At 66.6% G+C, this 22,326-nt stretch carries 17 protein-coding genes; 7 read left to right on the forward strand and 10 right to left on the reverse strand.

What is annotated here, in order from left to right:
- Positions 1 to 25: 25 nt before the first annotated feature.
- From gudD to garD, 3 genes are all read left to right on the forward strand, one after another.
- A complete protein-coding gene (gudD, locus tag AC5V87_RS27190) occupies positions 26 to 1,369 on the forward strand; it encodes a glucarate dehydratase (RefSeq protein WP_495368242.1) in 1,344 nt (447 codons plus the stop codon).
- 20 nt (positions 1,370 to 1,389) lie between these two features.
- Positions 1,390 to 2,838: an aldehyde dehydrogenase family protein gene (locus AC5V87_RS27195; protein WP_456837307.1), complete on the forward strand. Its 1,449-nt coding sequence runs from the start codon at positions 1,390 to 1,392 to the stop codon at positions 2,836 to 2,838.
- A 156-nt stretch (positions 2,839 to 2,994) separates the two neighbouring features.
- Positions 2,995 to 4,536, forward strand: coding sequence for a galactarate dehydratase (garD, locus tag AC5V87_RS27200; protein ID WP_456837306.1), 1,542 nt, complete (start codon positions 2,995 to 2,997; stop codon positions 4,534 to 4,536).
- 320 nt (positions 4,537 to 4,856) lie between these two features.
- Here the strand turns inward: garD and AC5V87_RS27205 are convergent, their stop codons facing one another.
- From AC5V87_RS27205 to AC5V87_RS27215, 3 genes are all read right to left on the reverse strand, one after another.
- Positions 4,857 to 5,204, reverse strand: coding sequence for a hypothetical protein (locus AC5V87_RS27205; RefSeq protein WP_456837305.1), 348 nt, complete (start codon positions 5,202 to 5,204; stop codon positions 4,857 to 4,859).
- A 248-nt stretch (positions 5,205 to 5,452) separates the two neighbouring features.
- Positions 5,453 to 6,052: a DUF2147 domain-containing protein gene (locus tag AC5V87_RS27210; RefSeq protein WP_495368243.1), complete on the reverse strand. Its 600-nt coding sequence runs from the start codon at positions 6,050 to 6,052 to the stop codon at positions 5,453 to 5,455.
- 106 nt (positions 6,053 to 6,158) lie between these two features.
- Positions 6,159 to 7,187 carry an NAD(P)/FAD-dependent oxidoreductase gene (locus AC5V87_RS27215; RefSeq protein ID WP_495368244.1) on the reverse strand — a complete coding sequence of 343 codons (1,029 nt, stop codon included), beginning with the start codon at positions 7,185 to 7,187 and terminating at the stop codon, positions 6,159 to 6,161.
- Between the two features lie 182 nt (positions 7,188 to 7,369).
- Here AC5V87_RS27215 and AC5V87_RS27220 point away from each other — a divergent pair, with 182 nt between their 5' ends.
- Complete coding sequence (locus tag AC5V87_RS27220) at positions 7,370 to 7,837, forward strand: acyl-CoA thioesterase (RefSeq protein ID WP_456837302.1); 468 nt, start codon at positions 7,370 to 7,372, stop codon at positions 7,835 to 7,837.
- Between the two features lie 15 nt (positions 7,838 to 7,852).
- Here the strand turns inward: AC5V87_RS27220 and AC5V87_RS27225 are convergent, their stop codons facing one another.
- Complete coding sequence (locus AC5V87_RS27225) at positions 7,853 to 8,173, reverse strand: 2Fe-2S iron-sulfur cluster-binding protein (protein WP_456837301.1); 321 nt, start codon at positions 8,171 to 8,173, stop codon at positions 7,853 to 7,855.
- Positions 8,174 to 8,349: 176 nt separating this feature from the next.
- Positions 8,350 to 8,724: an Hpt domain-containing protein gene (locus tag AC5V87_RS27230; protein ID WP_456837300.1), complete on the reverse strand. Its 375-nt coding sequence runs from the start codon at positions 8,722 to 8,724 to the stop codon at positions 8,350 to 8,352.
- Between the two features lie 399 nt (positions 8,725 to 9,123).
- Here AC5V87_RS27230 and AC5V87_RS27235 point away from each other — a divergent pair, with 399 nt between their 5' ends.
- Positions 9,124 to 14,904, forward strand: coding sequence for an apolipoprotein A-IV repeat region-like domain-containing protein (locus AC5V87_RS27235; protein WP_495368245.1), 5,781 nt, complete (start codon positions 9,124 to 9,126; stop codon positions 14,902 to 14,904).
- 241 nt (positions 14,905 to 15,145) lie between these two features.
- On the opposite strand, the gene AC5V87_RS27240 is transcribed toward AC5V87_RS27235, so the two are convergent.
- Genes AC5V87_RS27240 through AC5V87_RS27250 form a run of 3 tightly spaced genes read right to left on the reverse strand, consistent with a single transcriptional unit; the run spans position 15,146 to position 17,969 of the window.
- On the reverse strand, positions 15,146 to 16,021 hold the full coding sequence (locus AC5V87_RS27240; protein WP_495368246.1) for an MlaD family protein: 876 nt from the start codon (positions 16,019 to 16,021) through the stop codon (positions 15,146 to 15,148).
- Positions 16,022 to 16,050: 29 nt separating this feature from the next.
- Positions 16,051 to 16,833, reverse strand: a complete 783-nt coding sequence (locus tag AC5V87_RS27245) for an ABC transporter ATP-binding protein (protein WP_495368247.1) — start codon at positions 16,831 to 16,833, stop codon at positions 16,051 to 16,053.
- A gap of 2 nt (positions 16,834 to 16,835) precedes the next feature.
- Positions 16,836 to 17,969, reverse strand: a complete 1,134-nt coding sequence (locus tag AC5V87_RS27250; RefSeq protein WP_495368248.1) for an MlaE family ABC transporter permease — start codon at positions 17,967 to 17,969, stop codon at positions 16,836 to 16,838.
- A gap of 134 nt (positions 17,970 to 18,103) precedes the next feature.
- Here AC5V87_RS27250 and dgcA point away from each other — a divergent pair, with 134 nt between their 5' ends.
- Positions 18,104 to 19,099 carry an N-acetyl-D-Glu racemase DgcA gene (dgcA, locus tag AC5V87_RS27255; protein ID WP_495368249.1) on the forward strand — a complete coding sequence of 332 codons (996 nt, stop codon included), beginning with the start codon at positions 18,104 to 18,106 and terminating at the stop codon, positions 19,097 to 19,099.
- Here the strand turns inward: dgcA and AC5V87_RS27260 are convergent.
- Positions 19,069 to 20,265 (reverse strand): MFS transporter, encoded by a 1,197-nt coding sequence (locus tag AC5V87_RS27260; protein ID WP_495368250.1) that lies wholly within the window; start codon positions 20,263 to 20,265, stop codon positions 19,069 to 19,071. The two genes, dgcA and AC5V87_RS27260, sit on opposite strands and share 31 nt — an antisense overlap.
- Before the next feature lie 75 nt (positions 20,266 to 20,340).
- On the opposite strand from AC5V87_RS27260, the gene AC5V87_RS27265 reads away from it, so the two are divergent.
- Positions 20,341 to 21,747, forward strand: a complete 1,407-nt coding sequence (locus AC5V87_RS27265; protein WP_495368251.1) for a hypothetical protein — start codon at positions 20,341 to 20,343, stop codon at positions 21,745 to 21,747.
- A gap of 201 nt (positions 21,748 to 21,948) precedes the next feature.
- Here the strand turns inward: AC5V87_RS27265 and AC5V87_RS27270 are convergent, their stop codons facing one another.
- Positions 21,949 to 22,308: a hypothetical protein gene (locus AC5V87_RS27270; protein ID WP_456837293.1), complete on the reverse strand. Its 360-nt coding sequence runs from the start codon at positions 22,306 to 22,308 to the stop codon at positions 21,949 to 21,951.
- Positions 22,309 to 22,326 lie beyond the last annotated feature (18 nt).

A 22,326-nucleotide genomic window follows, 5' to 3' on the forward strand; every position in this document is an offset into this window, starting at 1 on the left:
AGGCGACAACAGGGAGGAGCCTGCGATGGCCCACACGGAAATCTCCGGCGCACCGATCGTCACGGCGATGCAGGTGATCCCGGTCGCGGGCCGCGACAGCATGCTCCTCAATTTGAGCGGCGCGCATGCGCCGTTCTTCACCCGCAACATCGTCATTCTCACCGACAATGCCGGCCACACCGGCGTCGGCGAGGCGCCGGGCGGGCAGAAGATCTGGCAGACTCTCCAGGACGCCCGCGATCTCGTGATCGGCAAGACCGTCGGCGCGATGAACAACATCCTGGCCGACATCCGCACCGCCTTCGCCGATCGCGATGCCGGCGGTCGCGGCAAGCAGACCTTCGACCTCCGCGTCATGATCCACGCGGTCACGGCGGTCGAATCCGCACTGCTCGACCTGCTCGGCCAGCATCTCGGCCTGCCAGTCGCCGCCCTGCTCGGCGAAGGCCAGCAGCGCACCAGCGTCGAGACGCTCGGCTATCTCTTCTTCGTCGGCGACCGGCGCAAGAGCAAGCTCGACTATGTCACGGGCGAGACCGGCAAGGCGGAATGGTTCAACCTCCGCCACCAGGAAGCGATGACGCCCGAGGCCGTGGTTCGGCTCGCCGAAGCCACCCACGACCATTACGGCTTCGCCGATTTCAAGCTCAAGGGCGGCGTGCTTCGCGGCGAGCAGGAGATCGAGGCCGTCACCGCGATCGCAAAGCGCTTCCCCAACGCGCGCGTCACGCTGGACCCCAACGGCGCTTGGTCGCTGGACGAAGCGATCAGCCTCTGCAAGGACATGCACGCCATCCTCGCCTATGCCGAGGATCCGTGCGGCGCCGAGGCCGGCTTCTCCGGCCGCGAGATCATGGCCGAGTTCCGCCGCGCCACGGGACTGCCGACCGCAACCAACATGATCGCCACGGACTGGCGGCAGCTCTCCCATGCGCTGCGGCTTGGGGCGGTGGACATCCCGCTGGCCGATCCCCATTTCTGGACCATGCAAGGCTCGGTGCGCGTGGCCCAGACCTGCCGTGACAACGGCATGACCTGGGGCTCGCACTCCAACAATCACTTTGACATCTCGCTCGCCATGTTCACCCATGTCGGCGCCGCCGCCCCCGGCAAGGTCACCGCGATCGACACCCACTGGATCTGGCAGGACGGCCAGGCGCTCACCAGGGAGCCCCTCCAGATCAGGGGCGGCAGGATCGCGGTCCCGGACCGTCCGGGTCTCGGCATCGAGATCGACCGCACCGCCATCGAGGCCGCGCATGAACTCTACAAGAAGCATGGACTTGGCGCACGCGATGACGCTATGGCCATGCAGGATCTGATCCCCGGCTGGACCTTCGACGACAAGCGTCCCTGCCTCGTGCGTTAAAAATTATCTCGGAGGACAACATGACTGCGATCCTTAAGAACTTCATCGGCGGCGAATGGGTCGACGGGTCCGGCGTCACCAAGAACATCAACCCCTCCAACACCAACGATCTCGTCGGCGAGTACGCCAAGGCCGACAAGGCGCAGACCGAGAAGGCGATCGCCGCCGCCAAGGCCGCCTTCCCCGCCTGGGCGCAGTCGACCCCGCAGGTGCGCTACGACGCGCTGAACAAGATCTCGACCGAAATCCTCGCCCGCAAGGAAGAGCTCGGCCGCCTGCTCGCCCGCGAGGAAGGCAAGACGCTGCCCGAAGGCATCGGCGAGGTCGCGCGCGCCGGTCAGATCTTTGCGTTCTTCGCCGGCGAGGCGCTGCGCCTGATCGGCGAAAAGGGCGCCTCGGTGCGCCCCGGCCTCGACGTCGAGCTCACCCGTGAGCCGGTTGGCGTCGTCGGCATGATCACGCCCTGGAATTTCCCGATCGCGATTCCCGCCTGGAAGATCGCGCCCGCGCTCTGCTACGGCAACACGGTGGTGTTCAAGCCGGCCGAGCTGGTGCCGGGCTCGGCGCATGCGCTGTCCGAGATCATCACCCGCTCCGGCATTCCCGCCGGCGTGTTCAACCTCGTGGTCGGCTCCGGCTCGGTGGTCGGCCAGACGCTGCTCGATCATCCTGACGTCGCTGCGATCTCCTTCACCGGCTCGGTGCAGACCGGCCGCAAGATCGCGCAGGCTTGCGTGCTGTCGAACCCGATGAAGAAATTCCAGCTCGAGATGGGCGGCAAGAACCCGCTCGTCGTGCTCGACGATGCCGACCTCAAGACCGCCGTCGAAGTCGCCGTCAACGGCGCCTATTTCTCGACCGGTCAGCGCTGCACCGCCTCCTCCCGCCTGATCGTCACCGAAGGCATCCACGACCGCTTCGTCGCGGCGATGGCCGAGCGGCTGAACAGCCTCTCGGTGGACGACGCGCTCAAGGCCGGCGTGCATATCGGCCCCGTGGTCGATCAGAGCCAGCTCGACCAGGATCTGCGCTATATCAAGATCGGCCAGGACGAGGGCGCCAAGCTCGCCTTCGGCGGCGAGCTGCTCAAGCGCGAGAACCCCGGCCATTACCTCCAGCCGGCGCTGTTCACCGAAGCCAACAACAACATGCGTATCGCACGCGAAGAGATCTTCGGCCCCGTCGCCGCCGTCATTCGCGCCAAGAATTACGAGGAGGCGCTCGCCATCTCCAACGACACCGAGTTCGGCCTCGCTTCCGGCATCTGCACCACCAGCCTGAAATACGCCTCGCACTACAAGCGCAACAGCGAGTCCGGCATGGTGATGGTCAACCTGCCGACCGCCGGCGTCGACTATCACGTGCCGTTCGGCGGCCGGAAGGGCTCGAGCTACGGCGCCCGCGAGCAGGGCTCCTATGCCCGCGAGTTCTACACGACGGTGAAGACGGCTTATACCTATCCGGGTTGACGGGCTGACTTCGTAGGGTGGGTTAGCCGCTTCGTAGGGTGGGTTAGCCGCGGCTGCGCGAAGCGCGGTCCGCTGGCGTAACCCACCTCTTCTGCTTCCGCGGATTGAGACCTTGGTGGGTTACGCTACGCTAACACCCTACACTTCGGAGTCCTCATGGACCAGGACGTCGCGGCGAAAGAACAGCCCCGTTACATCAAGCTCAACGAGCGCGACAATGTCGCGATCGTGGTCAATGATTTCGGGCTCCCCGCCGGCTCCCGCTTTGCCAGCGGGCTGACGCTGCGCGCCTTCGTGCCGCAGGGGCACAAGACCGCGCTGGTCGATATCGCGCAAGACGCCCCGATCATCCGCTACGGCGAGATCATCGGCTACGCGCTCTCCCCGATCCTCGCCGGCGAATGGGTGGACGAGGCGCGCATCCGCATGCCGGAGGCCCCTGCCCTCGACAAGCTCGAGATCTCCACCGCCGTTCCCGCACCGCTGCCGCCGCTCGAAGGTTTTACCTTCGAAGGCTATCGCAATCCGGACGGCTCGGTCGGCACGAAAAACATCCTCGGCATCTCCTCTTCCGTGCAATGCGTCAAGGGCACGATGGAATATGCGGTCAAGCGCATCCGCGCCGAGCTCTTGCCGAAATATCCGAACGTCGACGACGTCGTCCCGCTGACGCATGCCTATGGCTGCGGCGTCGCCATCACCGCGCCCGACGCGGTGGTGCCGATCCGCACACTGCAGAACCTCGCGCTCAACCCGAATTTCGGCGGCGAGATTCTGGTCGTCGGCCTCGGCTGCGAGAAGCTCGCGCCCGAGCGGCTGGTGCCGGAAGGCGTCAACGACGCCATCGTGCGCATGCAGGACGAGGCCTTTGACGGCTTTGGCGCGATCGTCGATGCGATCATGACCCAGGCCGAAGCGCGCCTGAAGGTGCTCAACACCCGCAAGCGCGAGACCTGCCCGGCCTCGGACCTCGTCATCGGCCTACAATGCGGCGGCAGCGACGCCTTCTCCGGCGTCACTGCGAACCCCGCCGTCGGCTTTGCCGCGGACCTCTTGGTGCGCGCCGGCGCCACCGTGATGTTCTCGGAAGTCACCGAAGTGCGCGACGCCATCCAGCTGCTGACGCGCCGCGCCATCAACGAGGATGTCGGCCGCGCGCTGGTGCGCGAGATGGCCTGGTACGACTCCTATCTCGCCCGCGGCGGCGCCGACCGCAGCGCCAACACCACGCCCGGCAACAAGAAGGGCGGCCTCGCCAACATCGTCGAGAAGTCGCTCGGCTCGATCGTGAAGTCCGGATCAAGCGCCATCACCGGCGTGCTCTCGCCCGGCGAGAAGGCGACGCAGAAGGGCATGCTGTTCGCGGCCACGCCGGCCTCCGACTTCATCTGCGGCACGCTCCAGCTCGCCTCCGGCATGACGCTGCAAGTCTTCACCACCGGCCGCGGCACGCCCTACGGCCTTGCGGCTGCGCCCGTGATCAAGGTCGCGACCCGCAGCGAGCTCGCTCGGCGCTGGAAGGACCTGATCGATTTCGATGCGGGCAGCATCGCCACCGGCGAGAAGACCATCGAGGAATGCGGCTGGGACCTGTTCCGCCTGATCCTCGACGTCGCCTCCGGCCGCACCAAGCCGTGGTCGGACCGCTGGGGCATCCACAACGATCTCACGTTGTTCAATCCGGCGCCGGTGACCTGAGGGTCACTGGCTGCCGAGCTGATGCATGTCGCCGAACGTGACCGGCAGGCTCCGTGTGATGAGGTCCGCAATCGCCGCGCGCAGCCGTTCGCTGGAAGCCGGACCGTCGAACGTCGCGTCAACTGCGGCGCGACATCGCTGCGAACCAGCTCCTTGAACGGATCGCTGCGCAGCAGGTTGACCGGTGCAACCGCTGAATCCCGGATGGCCGCAAACGCCGCGCGGCGGTAAGTCACCGGCTGCACGCGAAAGCAACCGCTGAGCAGCTCTTGCTCCGGCACGAAGCGTGTGGATGCCCAGGATGACCCGACCTTGCGGCTCTACGTCATGCTGCCCGGCATGAAGCACCGCACGCGCGGATGGCCGTCGACATAGTGCTTCCACACCATGGTGCGGCCGATCTTGTTCGGCACGGTGATCACGGCGCCGTCGGGCACCACGACCCATTCGTCGTCGAGATGCACGCGGTAACGCCCCTTGTCGGATTCCCAATCGACATCGGCCACGACGTAGCCGTCGGCATCCGAGCAGCACTGCCCGTATTCGCTGTGCAGGCTCTCGAACCAGGGTTTCAGCGGCGAGTTGGCGTAGCGGCCGTCGTCGCGCGCCAGCGCCGGGCTCGTCAGCAGCGTGAGCAGCGTCGCGGCACATATTGTTGCAAATCGCATGTCGTCTTCCCGCGGATCATAATGGCGCCGCGAGGGACAGACGACGTCGCCCGCCGGCCACGCCTTCAGGCAGGCATGGACATTGCGACTCGTTCCCCCAGCAGCTTTGCGAGAGCTATGCAAATCCGGCGCCAACGCGCATTCCGGGGAACTACGGCCGAAAGGCGCAACGGAATGCGCCGTTCGGCGAATCTGGCCGTCGGGACAAGATCGCCGGGGCGACGCCTCTCGGGGGATGCGAAGATAGCTTACTGCTTGGGCGCCGGCGCCATCATCGCGCCACCCTTCTTCGCCGCAGGCGTGGGCGCCGGCTTGGTCGCGGCGGCCTGCGCAGGCAGATACTTCGCGACGATGGCGGGATCGACCTGGGCCAAATTGGCGTCCGGCAGGCGCTGCCAGGTCTCGTCCTTGCCGAACAGGGAAATGCCGAGGAAGCCGCGCATGGTCAGGGTCTGGCCATCGGGGCTCACCGTCATCTTGGCCTTCCAGATGTTGCCGTCGCGCGGATTGACCACGTTGCCGCCTTCATACTTCAGACCGTCGCGCTTCATGTCGCGGATGAAGGAAAGCCCGAGCACCGGCTGGTTTTTGCGATCATCGGTGCACTTGGTGCAGACCTCGTTCGGATCGTCGCCGGGCCGCGGGAAGGTTTTTGCGATCACGCCTTCGAAAATGCCGTTGTGGTCGATGAAGAGAAACCATCCCACCGGCCTGCCGTCTTCCACCTTCTGCCACAGACCCGCGGCGGTCGGCTGCTGCGCCTGCGCCGCAGCCGGGCTCGCCGCGCCGATCGACAGCGCGATCGCGAGCAGCGGGAGCAGCCGAAAGCTGGAAAAGAGATTCCGCATTATGATCACCTTGCTAAGCGGCAACTGGAATGGCCGCAGACTACGGCGATTTCGCGAACGGTTCCAGCACCAGAAACATGGGGCATGGCGTTCCTGCCCCTCGCTGTCAGTTGACACCGAGCTTCTTTTGCAGGCTGGAGGACGAGGTCGTGTACTGGAACACGAGCCGTTTCTCCGGATAGACGTAGCGATGGGCTTTTTGCGACATCAGCGCGCCCTCGTGGAAGCCGCACAGGATCAGCTTGATCTTGCCGGGATAGGTGTTGATATCGCCGATGGCGAAGATGCCGGGAACGTTGGTCTCGAACGCGGATGTCTCGACCGGCACCAGGTTATTCTCCAGTGCAATGCCCCAGTTCGCGACCGGGCCGAGCTTCATGGTCAGGCCGAAGAACGGCAGCATGGTGTCGCAGACGACCTCGGTGATGCTGTTGTCGTTGCCCTTGACGGTGGCGCCGGCGAGCTTGCCGTCCGCGCCTGAGAGCGCAGTGACCTGGCCGAGCTTCAGATCCATCTTGCCGCCGGCCACCAGCGCGCGCATCTGCTCGACGCTGTGCGGGGCGGCGCGAAACTCGTCGCGCCGGTGCAAGAGCGTGATGCGCTTTGCCAGCGGATGCAGGTTGAGCGTCCAGTCGAGCGCGGAATCGCCACCGCCGACGATCAACACGTTCTTGTCGCGGAACGTCTCCATCTTGCGCACGGCGTAGTGCACCGAGGTGCCTTCATAGGCTTCGATCCCCGGCACCGGCGGACGCTTCGGCTGGAACGAGCCGCCGCCGGCCGCGATCACCACCACCTTGCATTCGAACACCTTGCCGGCATCGGTCGTGCAGCGAAACATGGGATCGCCGATCTTCTCCACCGTCTCGACCATCTCGCCGAGATGGAAAGTCGGATGGAACGGCTTGATCTGCTCCATCAGCGCATCGGTGAGGCCCTGCCCCGAAACCTGCGGAATGCCGGGAATGTCGTAGATCGGTTTTTCCGGATAGAGCTCGGCGCACTGGCCGCCGACCTTGTCCAGGATGTCGACGAAATGCGCCTTCATGTCGAGAAGGCCGAGCTCGAAGGCGGCGAACAGACCGCACGGGCCGGCGCCAATAATCAGCACATCGGTTTTGATCACGTCGCTCATGTCGTCTCTTTATCGGTCGTTATCGGTTGGACGGCGCCCGTTGGGCAGAGGTGACCCTGCCTGTCTAGCCAACGGGGATGGATCAGGGAAGGCATAAAAGCGGGAGCGCCCCGCAGCCGCGCCCACTTGCCGGGTCAGGATAACTGGGCTGTAACGGGCTGCGATATGACGGAGATCAACCGGTGAACGCACCAAGCCGCCTCGACACGACGCCGCGCCTCGAGAACTACCCCTACCGCCTCAGTGACAATGTCCGCTTCGGCGATCTCGATCCCAACCAGCACGTCAACAACGCGGTCTACGCCACCTATTTCGAGACCGGCCGCGTCACGCTGATGAAGCTTCCCGAATACGGTCTGACCCCGCCGGGCCTCGCCTGGATCATGGTGCGGCTCGACATTCATTTCCGCGCCGAGCTGCACTGGCCGAACACGATCGAGCTCGGCCTCGGCGTGGTCAAGCTCGGGCGCACCTCAGTGACCTTCGAGCAGGTCGTGTTCTCGAACGGGAAGTGCATTGCCTCGGCGACGTCGGTCGGCGTCCTGCTCGACGAGGCGACGCGGCGGCCGGTGCCGCTGAGCGCAGAGGTGATCGAGAGGCTCAGGCCCTGGCACAAGCGCGGCATCGAGGTCGCGCCGCCGCGCGCTTGATCTGGCGAGAGACGATCAGGCTTGACGCTCCGGCGTCGCAACGACCAGCCCGTCGAGATCGTCGGAGACCTTGATCTGGCAGGACAGGCGCGAGTTTGGGCGCACGTCGAAGCCGAAGTCGAGCATGTCCTCTTCCATCGGCGTCGGGCTGCCGACCTTCTCGCGCCAGGCTTCGTCGACATAGACATGGCAGGTCGCGCAGGCACAGGCGCCGCCGCACTCGGCTTCGATGCCGGGAATGCTGTTGCGGATCGCAGCTTCCATCACGGTTGCGCCGTTCTCGATTTCCACCGTGCGGGTTTCGCCCTTGTGGTCGATAAAGTGAATCTTGGCCATGTGTGCTCGTGCTGCCGCGATGTTGGGGAAAAAGGAGTATCCGGGCTGTCCTATAACGGGTCGATCAGGGCCGCGCTATAGCGTTTTCAAGCGAAGTGGATCCCAGCTCGCGTGGAGGAAAATGCGTCCGAACAGAAGGCCAATGCGCACGGCCCCCGCAATGATGGAGGTGGAGCCTAGTGCCTGAGGATCGCCGCGATCGCGGCGCGGACCTCGGCCACAGCCTCTTTCAGCGCGGCGAAGGCGTGCGGCCGGTCGTGCCCGGTCCGGATAGCCATCTCGAGGCTGGCGGCGGCGTCAGCGACCGCAAAGGCGCCGATCCCCCTCGCCGAGCCCTTGAGCTTGTGCGCGAGCGCGCCGGTCTCAGCCGGCAACGCGGTCATCGCCGCGAGCAGGCGGACTGACTGCTCGGCGAACATCGCGAGCACTTCCTGTTCCAGCTCGGCGTCGCCGAGCGTCATCCGGGAGAGGTGGTCGAGGTCGAGCGGGCTGTCGACGGGCGCAAGCGGGGGCGAGGGCATCCAGTCCATCCGTTGCAGTTCAGGCGTCATGGCGCAGGCCCCGGCATCGCGCGATGGTTCCGCCGGTCCGGCGGTGACTTCACCTCCACCCAAGCATGAGAATGGTTAACGAAACGTTTGGGCCGTTTTGCGCAAATCCGCCCGTTTATTGACGAAAAGTTGCCGCAATTGGCCGGGTTTCGGTGGAGAATTGCATTTATTGCTAAGGCGTTACGGCGCGATCCTGTTAACGATGATTAAGATTGTCTTAATCGCGGGCATTTCATTCGCGACGCTCTGCCAATAGGATGTTGCGGAAATTAGCGGACAAGCCGTCCGGGTGGGGGACGGCTCGGGGATCCGCGCAAGCGGCATGATCCGGTCTGTGGGCTTGCGTTGCGCGCAGGGCTCGCGGGGGGCGTGTACAAGTAACGAGGGCTCGGACTGAACATGGCGAACACTCCCAAGAAGGTCAAAGACCCAACAGAAGTTGCGCTTTCTGCGATCCAGGAAGCCCTCAACATCAGCGATACTGCCGCGGACACCAGCCGCAACGCCGCGCTGCGCAACGAGACCGCGCCTCCGGTGACGCCGCCGGCGACTCCGGCGTTCGACGAGCCGGCGTTCGAGCCGCGCCCGGCCGCCAACGAGCGCGCCACCGTGTTCGATTCGATCGAGGAGCCGCGCGCCGCGCGCCGCGCCGCCAATGACGACCGCGAGACCATCGGCCAGCTGCTCCAGGCGCTTCAGAAGGGCCGCCCTGCCCGCAGCGTCTACACCTTCGCCACCATCTTCGCCGGCGTCTGGCTCGCGGCTTGCGCGGCGCTGACGGTCGGCTTCCTGCCCTCGATCCAGGCCGCCATGGGCCAGAGCGGCGGCGTGCTGGTGATCGCCGGCCTGATCGCGATGTTCTTCGCTCCGATCATGCTGTTCTATTTCCTGGCGAGCCTCGTCTGGCGCGGCCAGGAAATGCGCATGATCGCGCAGGCGATGGCGCAGGTCGCGATCCGCTTCTCCGAGCCGGAAGGCTCGGCCTCCGATTCCATGGTCACGGTCGGCCAGGCCATCCGCCGCGAGGTCGCGGCGATGGGCGACGGCATCGAGCGCGCGATCGCGCGCGCCGGCGAGCTCGAGACGCTGGTCGCCAACGAGGTCGCCGCGCTCGAGCGCGCCTACAGCGACAACGAGGTGCGCATTCGTGCCCTGCTCCAGGACATCGCGCATCAACGCGACAATCTGGTCGGCCAGGCCGAGCAGGTCCGCAGCGCCATCTCGGGCGTCCAGATCGATCTGCGCCACGACATCGCGCTGATCTCGGACGCGATTGCCTCGCGCGTCGACGAGGTCGCGAAATCCATCACCGGCGCGCTGGAAGAGCGCGGCGCCCACATCACCAGCGCCTTGAGCAATGCCGGCGACAACATGATCCTGGCGCTCGGCGAGCGCGGCGGCGACCTGCTCGACCGCCTCGAGGAAGCCAGCAACGAGACCACGCGCGCCGTGCTCGATGCCAGCGAGCGGCTGACCACCAGCCTCAACTTCAAGACCGGCCACGTCCACGACGAGTTCGTCGACCTCGCCGACCGCGTCCACGAGATGCTGAACGAACGCATCGACCGCATCACCGGCGAGTTCGAGCAGCGCTCCGCCGCGATCGTCGACGGCATCTCCGAGCGTACCGAGCAGGTGCACGACAGCCTCAAGAACTCGTCGGACTCCCTGCTGCTCGAGCTCGAGCTGCGCTCCAACGACCTCTCCGCCAAGATCGACGACGCCGGCAACCGCCTCGCCGGCCACATCATGACGAGCGGCGACAAGGCGAGCGAGGCGCTCGACGCCACAGTCAACGCCCTCGTCGCCAAGGTCGTCAGCCAGACCGAGACTGCGCACGACTCGCTGTCGCTCCAGATGAGCGCCTTCGACGAGCTGGTGAAGAACCAGGGCACCGAGCTGGTCGAGAAGTTCGCCCGCGACTCCGGCACGCTGGGCGCGCTGATCACCCGCCACATCTCCGAGTTCGACCGCACCGTGAAGACGTTCGGCGGCGAGATCGTCGAGCGCATGGGCCAGCGCACCCAGGAGATCCATGACTCGCTGAAGACCTATGTCGACAATTTCGACAGCCGCTTCACCGCCAACGGCGGCGAGATCACAGCCCTGCTCGATCAGCGGCTGATGCAGTTCGAGACCACGATCGGCGAACGCGTCAGCAATTTCGACGCCTCGCTGAACAACAAGATCGCCAGCCTCGACGGCACCATCGAAGGCCACATCAAGACCTTCGACGAGCAGCTCGGCGGCCGCGTCAGCGCGCTCGAGCAGTCGTTCGATACCCGTGCGCGGTCCGTCACCGAGAGCATCGACGGCCGTCTCAACACGCTCGCGAGTTCGCTGACCGACGGTGCCGCGCAGGCGATCCAGTCGATCGACTCGCGCCTCACCCACCTCACGACGTCGCTGACCGACGGCGCATCGCAGACCATCCAGACCATCGATACGCGCCTGACGCATCTGACGACCACCCTCACCGGCGGCGCCTCGCAGGCGCTCGAGTCCATCGACACCCGCCTCACCTATCTGACGACGGCGCTGACCAACGGCGCCTCGCAGGCCATGCAGTCGATTGACACGCGCCTCGGCCTGTTGACCTCGACGCTGACCGACGGCACCGCGCAGGCGATCGAGGCGGTCGACCGCCGCATCACCGGCGTCGCCGACCTCATCGACGACCGCAGCACGCATCTGACCGACACGGTCACCGCGCGCTTCCAGGACATCCAGCAGGCCATCGAGACCAAGGTCGGCTCGGTCTCCAACGACATCGACGTGCGCGTGGCGCAGTTCGAGGACCTGCTCGGCTCGCGCGTCGAAGCCGTCGCCGGCCGCATCGAGAGCAGCGGCCGCCAGGCCAGCGAGGACATGATCTCCCGCGCCGAGATGATCTCGACCGCGATCCGCTCGCATGTCGAGGACGCCGAACGCTCGCTCACCAACCTCGTCGTCAACACCAGCGAGACGATCCAGACCGGTGCGCGCGCCGCCCAGCAGTCGCTGCTGACGGTCTCCTCCGACGTCAACGCCCAGCTCAAGATGACCTCCGCCGAGGTCGAGCGCGCGCTGACCGCGGTCGGCACCGGAGCAGCGAACTCGATCCTGACCAGCGCCCGTGAAGCGCAGTCCTCGCTGGTCGCGGCATCCGGCGATGCGTCGAACCAGATCAAGGGGCTCGCAGCCGACGTCGAGCGCACGCTGTCGGCGGCCGGTTCCGCCACCGCAGCCTCGATCCTGGCCGGCGCTCGCGAGGTGCAGACCACTCTCGTCACGGCGTCTTCGGACGCGGCCAACCACGTCAAGACGCTCACCGCGGACGTGCAGCGCTCGCTGTCGCTGGCCGGCACCACCACGGCGGAATCGATCACGGCCGGCGCCCGCGATGCGCAGACCGCGCTGATTGCAGCCTCCACCGAGACTGCCAACCAGATCAAGGCGCTGTCCTCCGACGTGCAGCGTTCGCTTACGATGGCCGGCACCTCGACGGCCGAGATCCTCACGACCGGCGCTCGCGAGGCCCAGAACACCCTCATTGCCGGATCCTCGGATGCGGCAAATCAGGTCAAATCGCTCACAGCCGAAGTGCAGCGCTCGCTCTCGATGGCCGGCACGACCACCGCCGAAACCATCACCGCAGGCGCTCGCGAAGCGCAGAACATGCTGGTGACCGCTTCCTCCGAGGCTGCGAGCCAGGTCAAGTCGCTCGCGGCCGAAGTGCATCGTTCGCTCTCGCAGGTCGGCCAGACCACCGCCGAGACGATCACCACCAGCGCCCGCGACGCCCAGAGCACCTTGCTCGCGGTCTCCGCCGAGCAGACCAGCCAGGTCCGCTCGCTCGCGGCCGAGATGCAGCGTGCGCTGGCGACCGCCGGCGGCGCCACCATCGAAGCGCTCACCAGCGGCGTGCGCGAGGCGCAGGGCACGCTGATCTCCGCATCGACGGATGCGGCGAGCCAGATCAAGTCGCTCACCACGGACATCGAGCGCACGCTGACCGCGGTCGGCGCCGACACCGCCTCGACCATCCTCAACAGCGCGCGGGAGGCGCAGACCTCGCTGACCTCGACGTCGGCGGATGCCGCGAGCCAGATCCGCACGATCTCGACCGAGATCGAGCGGACGCTGAGCGCGGCCACCGCGAATGCGACCAACGACATCCAGACCAGCGCCCTCAACGCCCAGAACGCGCTGATCTCCGCCTCCAACGAGGCGAGCTCGCGGGTCAAGTCGAGCTCGGCGGATATCGAGCGCTCGGTGCTCGCCGCCTCGAGCAGCTTCGGCCAGGCCATGACCGGCAAGACCGACGAGATCGTCACATATGTGCAGCAGCAGGCCGACCGTTTGTCGAACATGATCGACGGCAAGCGCGGCGCGCTGGTCGAGGCGATCGGCTCGAAGGCCAGCCAGCTCACGCTCGACATCGACCGCGTCACCTCCGACGCGCTGAAGTCGATCGAGACGCGCGGCCACGCCTTCTCGCAGACCATGATGGGCAACGGCTCGGAAGTCGCCCGCACCATCAATGCGGCGAGCGAGATCGCCACCGGCGCGGTCGGCAAGTCGCTCAAGGACCTCGAACAGGCCTCACGCGCGGCGATCGACCAGTCGCGCCAGGTCTCGATCGCGGCCGTCACCGAGATGCAGGAGACCAGCAAGATCCTGCGCACCGACACGGTCGCCTTGTTCGAGCGCCTGCGCGAAGGCAACATCCTGCTCCAGGAGGTGCTGACCGGGGCGCACGACAACCTCAACTCGCTCGAGCGGGCGCTGGTGACGCGCGTCGCCGACTTCGTGTCGGCGATGAACGACGTCACCTCGCGCAATGGGGCTGCGACGCAGAACCTGGAAGAACAGCTCAACGTCTTCAACAGCAAGACGACGAAGGCGCTCCAGGATCTCGGCGAACTGTCGACCCAGTTCGACGCCCACGGCAAGGCGCTCGTCGATGCCGCGCAGGTCGTCGAGCAGAGCAACAAGAACACCACCGCCTCGCTCGCCGAGCGCAAGCAGGCGCTGGAATCGCTCGTCACCACGATCGACCTGCGCACGGCCGATCTCGACCAGCGGCTGTCGCGCTTCACCGGGCTGCTCGATGAATCGCTGGCCGCCGCCGAGGAGCGTGCCCGCGACATCGCCCGCGTCGTGGCCGAGACCGCCGGCGCAGGCTCGGCCGCGATCACCCGCCAGTTTGAGGCGGTGCGCGCGGCCTCGGAAGAGGAGCACCGGCAGACCATCGAGGCCATGCATGACATCTACCGCCAGACCACGGACGAGGCGGATGCGATGTTCAAGCAGTCGACCGAGAAGTTCACCAACCTCGTGTCCAGCATGAAGCAGATGGCGCTCGAGATGCACAACGAGCTCGAAGCCACCCGCAACGAGCTGCGCCGCGGCGTGCTGGAGATGCCGCAGGAGGCCGCCGAGAGCACTGCGCAGATGCGCAAGGTGATTGTCGACCAGATCGAGGCCCTCGCCGAGCTCAACCGCATCGTGGCCCAGCACGGCCGTGGTCTCGACGTCTCCACGGCCGGCCGCGGCTCCGTCGCGGTCCAGCGCCAGGACGAGCCAATCATGGCCGCTGCGGGCGGTCGCGGCACCGAGACGCGGATGGGCGGTACCGGCAGCGCCTCGACGCTGCCGCCGCCGGACCTCGGCATGCCCGCGCCCTCGCGCCGCACCGAAGCGTCGCCGGTCGCGCCTTCCGGCAACGACCAGGGCCGTGACGGCTGGCTGTCGGACCTCTTAAACCGCACCGACGCCAATCAGGGCGCGCCGAACGGCCGAGAGGCTTCCCGTGGTCGCGCCGCACCGGCGCCGCAGCCCCAGGCCCCGCAGAGCAGCAGCAATCCGCTGGAATCGCTCTCGCTCGACATCGGCCGGCTGATGGACCGCAACCTCGCCGCCGAGATGTGGGACCGCTACCAGCGCGGCGAGAACAAGGCCTTCACCAAGCGCCTGTACACGCCCGCCGGCCAGAAGGCCTTCGACGAGGTCGCCCGCAAGTATCGCGCCGACCGCAACTTCAAGGGCACGGTCGACCGCTACGTCGCCGAGTTCGAGCGCCTGCTCGACGAAGTCGCCCGCGACGGCCGCGGCCCACAGGAGCTGCGCAGCCACCTGACCTCGGAGACGGGCCTTGTGTACACGCTGCTCGCACATGCGGCGGGCCGGCTGGGGTAAGACGCGGATCGCAACACGAATAGAAAACGGAGGCCTCACGGCCTCCGTTTTTGTTCGGGGGTGCCGTTGCGATCATGGTGTTGAGAGCTCGGGCATCAGCCTCGCTCTCGCGCCCCGGACGCAGCGCAGCGCTACTTCAGCCATGTCACGGCAACGCACCGTGTTGCCTTCTGGGTGCTGGCTCTGCGCAGCGGCGCTACACGCTGCAGCGCGTCCGGGACACGAGGCCTGCGAACGCGGGCTACTGCCGCCGGCGCTCCGGCGCCGCTGCCGGCTTCGGCGGCTCGGGCGGCGGGGCGGCTTGCGATGAGTTGCTGGCGCCGAACAGCACGCGGGTGGGGTTGCGGTCAAAGTTGTTCACGGCGCGGCTGATGTCGCCGAGGGTGCGGCGGCCGTCCGTCATCAGCGCGCCCGAGCGCTTGTCGAAATCCTCGGCGAGCTCGCGGATCGACTTCACCGCCTGGAACAGCTCGCCGCCGTCCTTGCCGCCGGCCAGCGTGTTGAGGCCGAGCATGAGATTGTCGGCCTTGAGCATCACACCGTCGACCTTGGCCATGACGCCGTCGATCTTCTCGGAGTTGCGCGCGAGCGAGTTGGTGAAGGTCTCCAGGTTCTTCAGCGAGTTCTTCACCGTCTCCTGGTTGTCGGCGACGATCTTGTTGATGTTCTGGAGCGTGGCCCGGATCGCCTCGGTGACGTCCTGCAGCTTGTTGGGATCGGCCGTCAGCGTCGGGATGCCGTCCTCGTCGAGCGGGGGCGGCGGTGCCGCCTCGTCGCCGCCCTTGAGCGAGATCGCGGCAACGCCGGTGAGGCCCTGGAATTCGAGGCCGACCAGCGTGTCCTTGCGGATCGGCGCGTTGTTCTCGACCATGGCGAGTGCGACAACCCGCCGCGGATTGTCGAGCTTCACCGAGACAACCTCACCCACCCTGATACCGTTGAAGTTGACGCTACCGCCGTTGCGCAGGCCCGCGGCGGGGCCCTCGAACACGACGCGCAGCGGGCTGCGCTGCTTGGTGGTGTGCAGCGACTGGAACCAGAGCACGAAGCCGATCGCCGCGGCGATCACCGCCAGCGTGAACGATCCGATCAACACGTAATTCGCCCGCGTTTCCATCAGGTGCTCCGGCTACTGGACCCAGCTACTCAACCCATGACCGCGCGGGCACGCTTGCCATGGAAATACTGCCTCAGCCACGGATGCTGCGAGGCCTGCATGTCGGCCATCGACCCTGCCGCAATGATCTTACCGTTCCCTAAAACGGCGATGCGGTCACAGGCTGTGTAAAGGCTGTCGAGGTCGTGCGTTACCATGAAAACCGTCAGCCCCAAAGTGCGCTGGAGCGTCCTCACCAGCTCGTCGAAATCGCCGGCGCCGATCGGATCGAGGCCCGAGGTCGGCTCGTCCAGGAACACGAGGTCCGGGTCGAGCGACAGCGCGCGGGCGAGCGCCACGCGCTTGATCATGCCGCCCGACAATTCCGACGGAAAGCGCTCGGCGACTTCGGGCTTGAGGCCGACCATTGTGAGCTTGGCCATGGTGATCTCGTCCATCAGCCGCTGCGAGACGCGAAGATATTCGCGCATCGGAAACTGGATGTTCTGCCGCACCGTCAGCGAGGAGAACAGCGCGCCCTGCTGGAACAGCACGCCCCAGCGCCGCTCGACATTGCGCCGCTGCGAGGTGGTCGAGGAATCGAGATCGACGCCGAACACCTCGATGGAGCCTGCGACCTTCGGCACGAGGCCGATGATGGTGCGCGTCAGCACCGACTTGCCGGCGCCGGAGGGGCCGACGAAGCCCAAAATCTCGCCGCGCTTGACGTCGAGATTGAGGCCGTCGAGCACGCGGGTCGAGCCGAACTGCACCGTGATGTCGCGGACGCGGATGATGGGATTTTGAACAGCGTTTTGGATTTCTTGCGCCATCGTCACATCCCGATCGAGGCGAAGAAGATGGCGAACACGCCGTCCATGACGATGACGAAGAAGATGCCCTTCACCACCGAGGCGGTCGTGTGCTGTCCGAGCGATTCCGCGCTGCCCTGCACGGCGAGCCCTTCGACACAGGCGACGATGCCGATCACGGCGGCCATGACAGGCGCTTTCACCATGCCGACGATGAAATGATCGATCGAAATGGCGTCGCGCAACCGCAACAGGAAGGCCTCGGGATCGACGCCGCCATAGAGCCAGGCGACGAGGCCGCCGCCATAGAGCGCAGCCATGGCACCGAGGAAGGCGAGGATCGGCAATGCCAGCACCAAGGCCAGCATCCGCGGCAGCACCAAAACGTCGATCGGGTCGAAGCCCATGGTGCGCAGCGCGTCGATCTCCTCGCGCATCTTCATCGAGCCGAGCTCGGCGGTGTAGGCGCTGCCCGAGCGGCCCGCGACCATGATCGCGACCAGCAGCACGCCGATCTCACGCAGGACCAGCACGCCGAGCATATCGACGACAAAGATGTCGGCGCCGAAGCGGCGGAAATGGAAGATGCCCTGCTGGGCGATGATGCAGCCGATCAGGAAGGTGATCAGCACGATGATCGGCACCGCGCGCCAGCACACCTGCTCCATGTGATGCACGGTCGAGGTCAGGCGAAACGAGCGCGGATGGATCAGCACGCGAAAGCCTGCGGCGAGCACCGCGCCGAGCATGTCGATGAGGCCGGTCACCGTGCCAGCGAGACCGGACACTGCGCGGCCGATCTGCTCGAGCATGCCGGTGATGGTGATCGCTGAGGTCTCGATCAGTGGCGTCGCCCTGACTCGCCGGACCTCATCGACGAGGCTGGAATAATTGGCCGAAAGGCCGGCGATCTGCGCCTCGACCGGCCCTTGCGTCAGGCTGCGGCGCAGCCGCTCGATCAGCCAGGCGCCGAACGTGTCGAGCTTGGCGACCTCGGAGACGTCGATGAAGATGCTTTGCGGGCCGCCGGCGAGCTTCTCGGCGTCGGCCACGATCCGCTCCAGGACCGGCGCGAAGCTCGCCGTCCAGGTTCCGGTGGCGCAGAGGGCCAGCGCGTTGCCTTTGGCAATCCGCTCCAGCTTGGGATCGCCGTTCAAGATGTCCGCTCCCGTGCCGAGGCGGAGGAAATCAGATGGTTGCGCACGCGCCCTTACCTAGAGAAGGTATCCCCAACTGGCCATTGTTAGTTGCTAGAGGTAATTAGCAGGTTCAGATTTCGCCAGAGTTCAAAATGACTTCCAGCAAAGTTCCGGCACTTCGCGCGCGAATCGAGCGCTTTCCCATCGCCGGGAGTTTTACCATCAGCCGGGGCGCCAAGACCGAGGCCATCACCGTCGTGGCCGAGCTGAGCCGGGATGGCCTGACCGGCCGCGGCGAATGCGTGCCCTATCCCCGCTATGGCGAGACCCCCGAGGCGACGCTGGCCGCAATCCAGGCCATGGAGGACGCGGTCCGGGGCGGTCTCGACCGGCAGGCCCTCCAGGCGGCCATGAAGCCTGGCGCGGCCCGCAACGCCCTCGACTGCGCCTTCATCGATCTGGAAGCCAAGACGGCGGGCCTGCGGGCCTGGAGCCTGCTCGGCCGGCCCTCGCCGGGCGAGCGCACCACCGCCTTCACGATTTCGTTGGGCACCCCCGAGGCGATGGCGGCGGCTGCGGCCAAGGCCGCGCACCGGCCCCTGCTCAAGATCAAGCTCGGCGACGACGGCGATGGCGCGCGGATCGCGGCCATCCGCAAGGCCGCCCCGCAGTCTGAGCTGATCGTCGATGCCAACGAGGCGTGGGCCGAGGGCAATCTGGAGCACAACCTCGCCGCCTGCGCCGCCGCCGGCGTCACGCTCGTGGAGCAGCCGCTGCCAGCCGGCAAGGACGACGCGCTGGCGCGGATCAAGCGCCCGCTCGCGGTCTGCGCCGACGAGAGCGTGCACACGCGCAAAACCCTCGCTGCGCTCCGCGACCGCTACGACGCCGTGAACATCAAGCTCGACAAGACCGGCGGCCTCACCGAGGCACTCGCGATAGCCGATGACGCGCAAGCGCTCGGCTTCGAGATCATGATCGGCTGCATGGTCGCAACCTCGCTATCGATGGCCCCCGCGATGCTGGTGACGCCGCAGGCGCGCTTCGTAGATCTCGACGGTCCACTGCTGCTGGCGCGCGACCGCGACCATGGGCTGCGTTACGACGGCAGCCTGGTCTATCCGCCGGAGTCCTCGCTCTGGGGATGAGCGATCAGCCGGTGACGCGCCGACCAGATCACAAGCGCGCCGGCCGCAGCCATCGCAGCCATCACGTAGTAGAGGCCGTCTCCGATCCGGGCATAGATCGCGCCTGAGGCGATCGAGGTCGCAGCGCCCAGCAATCCGTTGCAGGCGGCATAGTAGCCCTGCCCCCGCGCGAGCTGATGCGGGGGCACGCGCTGCACCAGCAGGCTCATGGTGCCGAGGATGGTCATGCCGAAGGTGAATCCATGGCCGAGCTGCGCGAGCGCAAGCAGCGCGAGCGGCGGCTCGCTGGCAGTGACGATCCAGCGCAAGACGGCGCTCAAGCCCCCGATCGCGATCATCGTGGACGGATGCAGCGAGAAGCGCGGCGACAGCGCGAACACGACGATCTCGGCGATCACGCCCAGCGTCCACAGTCCCGCGATCGTCAGCCCGCCGAGACCATGGAGCTGCCAGTTGATGGCCGAGAACGTGTAATAGGCGACGTGGCTGCCCTGGATCAGCGCAGCCGAGGCGATGACGGCCCAGAAGCCGAGATCGCGCAATAGCGCCGTGTCGGCACGCACTTCGGCAGTCTTGCGCCTGACATCGTCGAGCGGCTGAAGCAGCAGGCTGACAAGGATGGCAACGACGGCCCACGCGACGATCACCCAGATCAGGTCGCGCGCCGCGATGACGTCGACGAGATAGCCGCAGGCGAGCGAGCCCGCGGCAAAGGCCGCCGAGCCCCACAGCCGTAACGGGCCGTAGTCGAGCCCGTAGCGCGCGACGCCGCGCAGCGCATAGGCATCGGTCAGCGGCATCGTCGGCGTCCACATCATGCAGGTCAGCGCATAGATCAGGAACAGCGCCAGCGGCTGCTGCTGCAAGCCGACCGCCGCAAAGCCGATCGCGGTGGCCAGCACCGACAGCATCATGCCGGCGCGGATCGCGTGCCGCTTTTCGGCAAAGGCGGTCACCTGCGGCAGCGTGGTGAAGCGCGTGATCGCCGGCAGCGCGTTGATGAGGCCGATCCAACCGGCATCGATGCCGATCGCCTTCAGCCAGACCGGAAAGAACGGCAGATGCGTTCCGGACACCGCGAACACCGCCGAATAGAACAGCCCGAGGCTGACGGCGAATCGCCGCTTCACGGCGGCTGGCGTGGGGATTTGTGATTCGGACTGCATCAAACCAATTGCGATTCGGTCGATATCGTGGTGATCGTTAGTGTAACGCGCGGTGATTTGCGCGACGAGATTGTCATGGCCAACGAAGCATTCGCCCTTTCGCCCATGTCTGCCCGCGCGGCCGAGCCGAACGAGCAGGATTACGACGCGATCCGCGAAGCCTTCATGGAGACCGCGCGCGGCCGCTGGTTCCTCGGCGAATATGCCAAGCGCAACCGCAATGCGGACACCCGCATGGTGCTGGATGCGGTCGCGAAAATCGAAGAAACCCTTGCGGCGCAGCGACAACCCGTCGTCGAGGACCGGTTGCCCGAGGCGCTGGTCGAGATCCGCCGCGCCATCCGCGAGGCCGAGACCATCGCGATCGCGGCATGCGATCCCGCCGCGATCGAGGCCAGCCTTGCCCCGATTCCGCGCGGGGTGCGCATCATCAAGGAGATCTCCTGGCGTTGGCGCGAGATCGGCGCCGACGGGCGAATCTGCGACCTCATTGATTCGCAGCTCGCCTCGATCGAGGCCGCCTGCGGGCAGATTTCCACCATCGATCCCCGCGTCGAGCTCAAGGCCGCATTCGATCTGCTCAGGGAACGGATCGAGCAGGCCGAGGGCGGCGCGATGCCGCAGGCCGCGGATCCCTCGCCGGCGCCCGCGCAGGACGCACCGCCTGCTGTCGAAGAGGCCCAGGCTGTCGAGCCTGCACCAGCCGCGACGGCGAGCGAAGCGCCCGTCGCTTTTGCGGAGACACAGCCGGACATTGCGGCGGCTGCCGAGCGCGAAGCTGCAGCGGAGATGGCCGGCACGCCTGAGCAGTCCGTGATCGCCGAGCAGGCCATCGATGCTGCCGGCGCGCCGGAGATTGCGGCCGGGAGCGAGATCGCGCCCGAGGAAGTTTCGGTCGTAGACATCGCTGTTGAAGAGCCGGTCGCCGAGCCCGCCGTTGCTGCGGAGGTGACCGACGAGTTCTCGCTCGACGCCGCCGCGAATGCCGAGGACGAAGCCATACTCGAGGCCATCGCGCTGGAGATGGCCGCGCCCGATCCGGAGTTCGACGAGATCATCGAGCCGGTCGAGATCGCAGCGGCTGCTCCGGAGCCGATGGCCGCAGACGGCGCAGCGCCTGTTGCCGTTGCGGCCGAGGTGCCGACTGTTGCTACGCCGGCCGCACCGGTCGCGGAGGACCCCGCCGAAGACGCGCCGATCGCGATGGAGTCGCTGACGCGCCTCACCAACGCGATCGCTGAGGCCGCCGCCGAGGTGATGGAGCAGCCGGCACCCGCCATGGCCGCCGCCGCAAATTTCGGCACCGCGCCGGCCGCGACGCTGCCGATGCCCTCGCCCTTGTCGGCGTCCTTGCCCGAGCCGTCGCTCGGCGCCACCATCCTCGCCAGCGGCATGCTGCAAAAGCCCCGCGCCGCCGCCAACGATCCCCTCGCCCCGATCCGCCGCATGACCCAGGCCGAGAAGATCGCGTTCTTTTCGTGAGAGCCCGGCACCCACGTCCCGGACAAGCTGCAACGCGCCAGCGGTGCAGCGCAGAGCCGGGACCCAGAGGCCACGCACCCCTCAGCAACATGGGCCCCGCCTCAGCAGCGCACCGCTGAAGGAGCGCTGCGCTGCGTCCGGGGCACGAGAGTCGGATTCGATGCGAGCTCTCTCCACACCGTAGTCGCCGTCAACGCGTCATCACCCGCAATTCCACACCGCCCCGATCGGCGTCCGCGTCCAGCACGGACCGAAACTGCCGCCATTGTAGCGGCCGCCGCCAAAACCGGGCCGGCCGAAATAGTGCCACTCGCCGTCCCAGCGATAATACTCCGGCACCGGGTCAATGTACCAATGACGGCGTTCAGTCCGCGCGAGCCGCCGCATCGCGTCCTTCTGCTTGTACAGCGGAATGCTGTTGCTCAGCGGCTGACGATAGCCGGGCAGGAAGCCGTAGCCATGCCAGACCGGCTTCGGCTGTTTCCTGGTGGATTCTGCTGGTGCAGCGGCGGGCAGCAGCGACAGGATGGCAGCAACGAAGAGACACATGAGGCGGGACATGGATCGACGATAGAGAAT

This window comes from Bradyrhizobium sp. SOJA106 (assembly GCF_059448745.1).

Excerpts from the sequence above, each read along its gene's own strand:
- dgcA (WP_495368249.1), top strand. The coding sequence starts at position 18,104 with ATGACTTCCAGCAAAGTTCCGGCACTTCGCGCGCGAATCGAGCGCTTT.
- AC5V87_RS27245 (WP_495368247.1), bottom strand. The coding sequence starts at position 16,833 with ATGGCGCAAGAAATCCAAAACGCTGTTCAAAATCCCATCATCCGCGTC.
- AC5V87_RS27215 (WP_495368244.1), bottom strand. The coding sequence starts at position 7,187 with ATGAGCGACGTGATCAAAACCGATGTGCTGATTATTGGCGCCGGCCCG.
- AC5V87_RS27260 (WP_495368250.1), bottom strand. The coding sequence starts at position 20,265 with ATGCAGTCCGAATCACAAATCCCCACGCCAGCCGCCGTGAAGCGGCGA.
- gudD (WP_495368242.1), top strand. The coding sequence starts at position 26 with ATGGCCCACACGGAAATCTCCGGCGCACCGATCGTCACGGCGATGCAG.
- AC5V87_RS27210 (WP_495368243.1), bottom strand. The coding sequence starts at position 6,052 with ATGCGGAATCTCTTTTCCAGCTTTCGGCTGCTCCCGCTGCTCGCGATC.
- AC5V87_RS27230 (WP_456837300.1), bottom strand. The coding sequence starts at position 8,724 with ATGACGCCTGAACTGCAACGGATGGACTGGATGCCCTCGCCCCCGCTT.
- AC5V87_RS27205 (WP_456837305.1), bottom strand. The coding sequence starts at position 5,204 with ATGCGATTTGCAACAATATGTGCCGCGACGCTGCTCACGCTGCTGACG.
- garD (WP_456837306.1), top strand. The coding sequence starts at position 2,995 with ATGGACCAGGACGTCGCGGCGAAAGAACAGCCCCGTTACATCAAGCTC.
- AC5V87_RS27270 (WP_456837293.1), bottom strand. The coding sequence starts at position 22,308 with ATGTCCCGCCTCATGTGTCTCTTCGTTGCTGCCATCCTGTCGCTGCTG.
- AC5V87_RS27225 (WP_456837301.1), bottom strand. The coding sequence starts at position 8,173 with ATGGCCAAGATTCACTTTATCGACCACAAGGGCGAAACCCGCACGGTG.
- AC5V87_RS27235 (WP_495368245.1), top strand. The coding sequence starts at position 9,124 with ATGGCGAACACTCCCAAGAAGGTCAAAGACCCAACAGAAGTTGCGCTT.
- AC5V87_RS27195 (WP_456837307.1), top strand. The coding sequence starts at position 1,390 with ATGACTGCGATCCTTAAGAACTTCATCGGCGGCGAATGGGTCGACGGG.
- AC5V87_RS27265 (WP_495368251.1), top strand. The coding sequence starts at position 20,341 with ATGGCCAACGAAGCATTCGCCCTTTCGCCCATGTCTGCCCGCGCGGCC.
- AC5V87_RS27240 (WP_495368246.1), bottom strand. The coding sequence starts at position 16,021 with ATGGAAACGCGGGCGAATTACGTGTTGATCGGATCGTTCACGCTGGCG.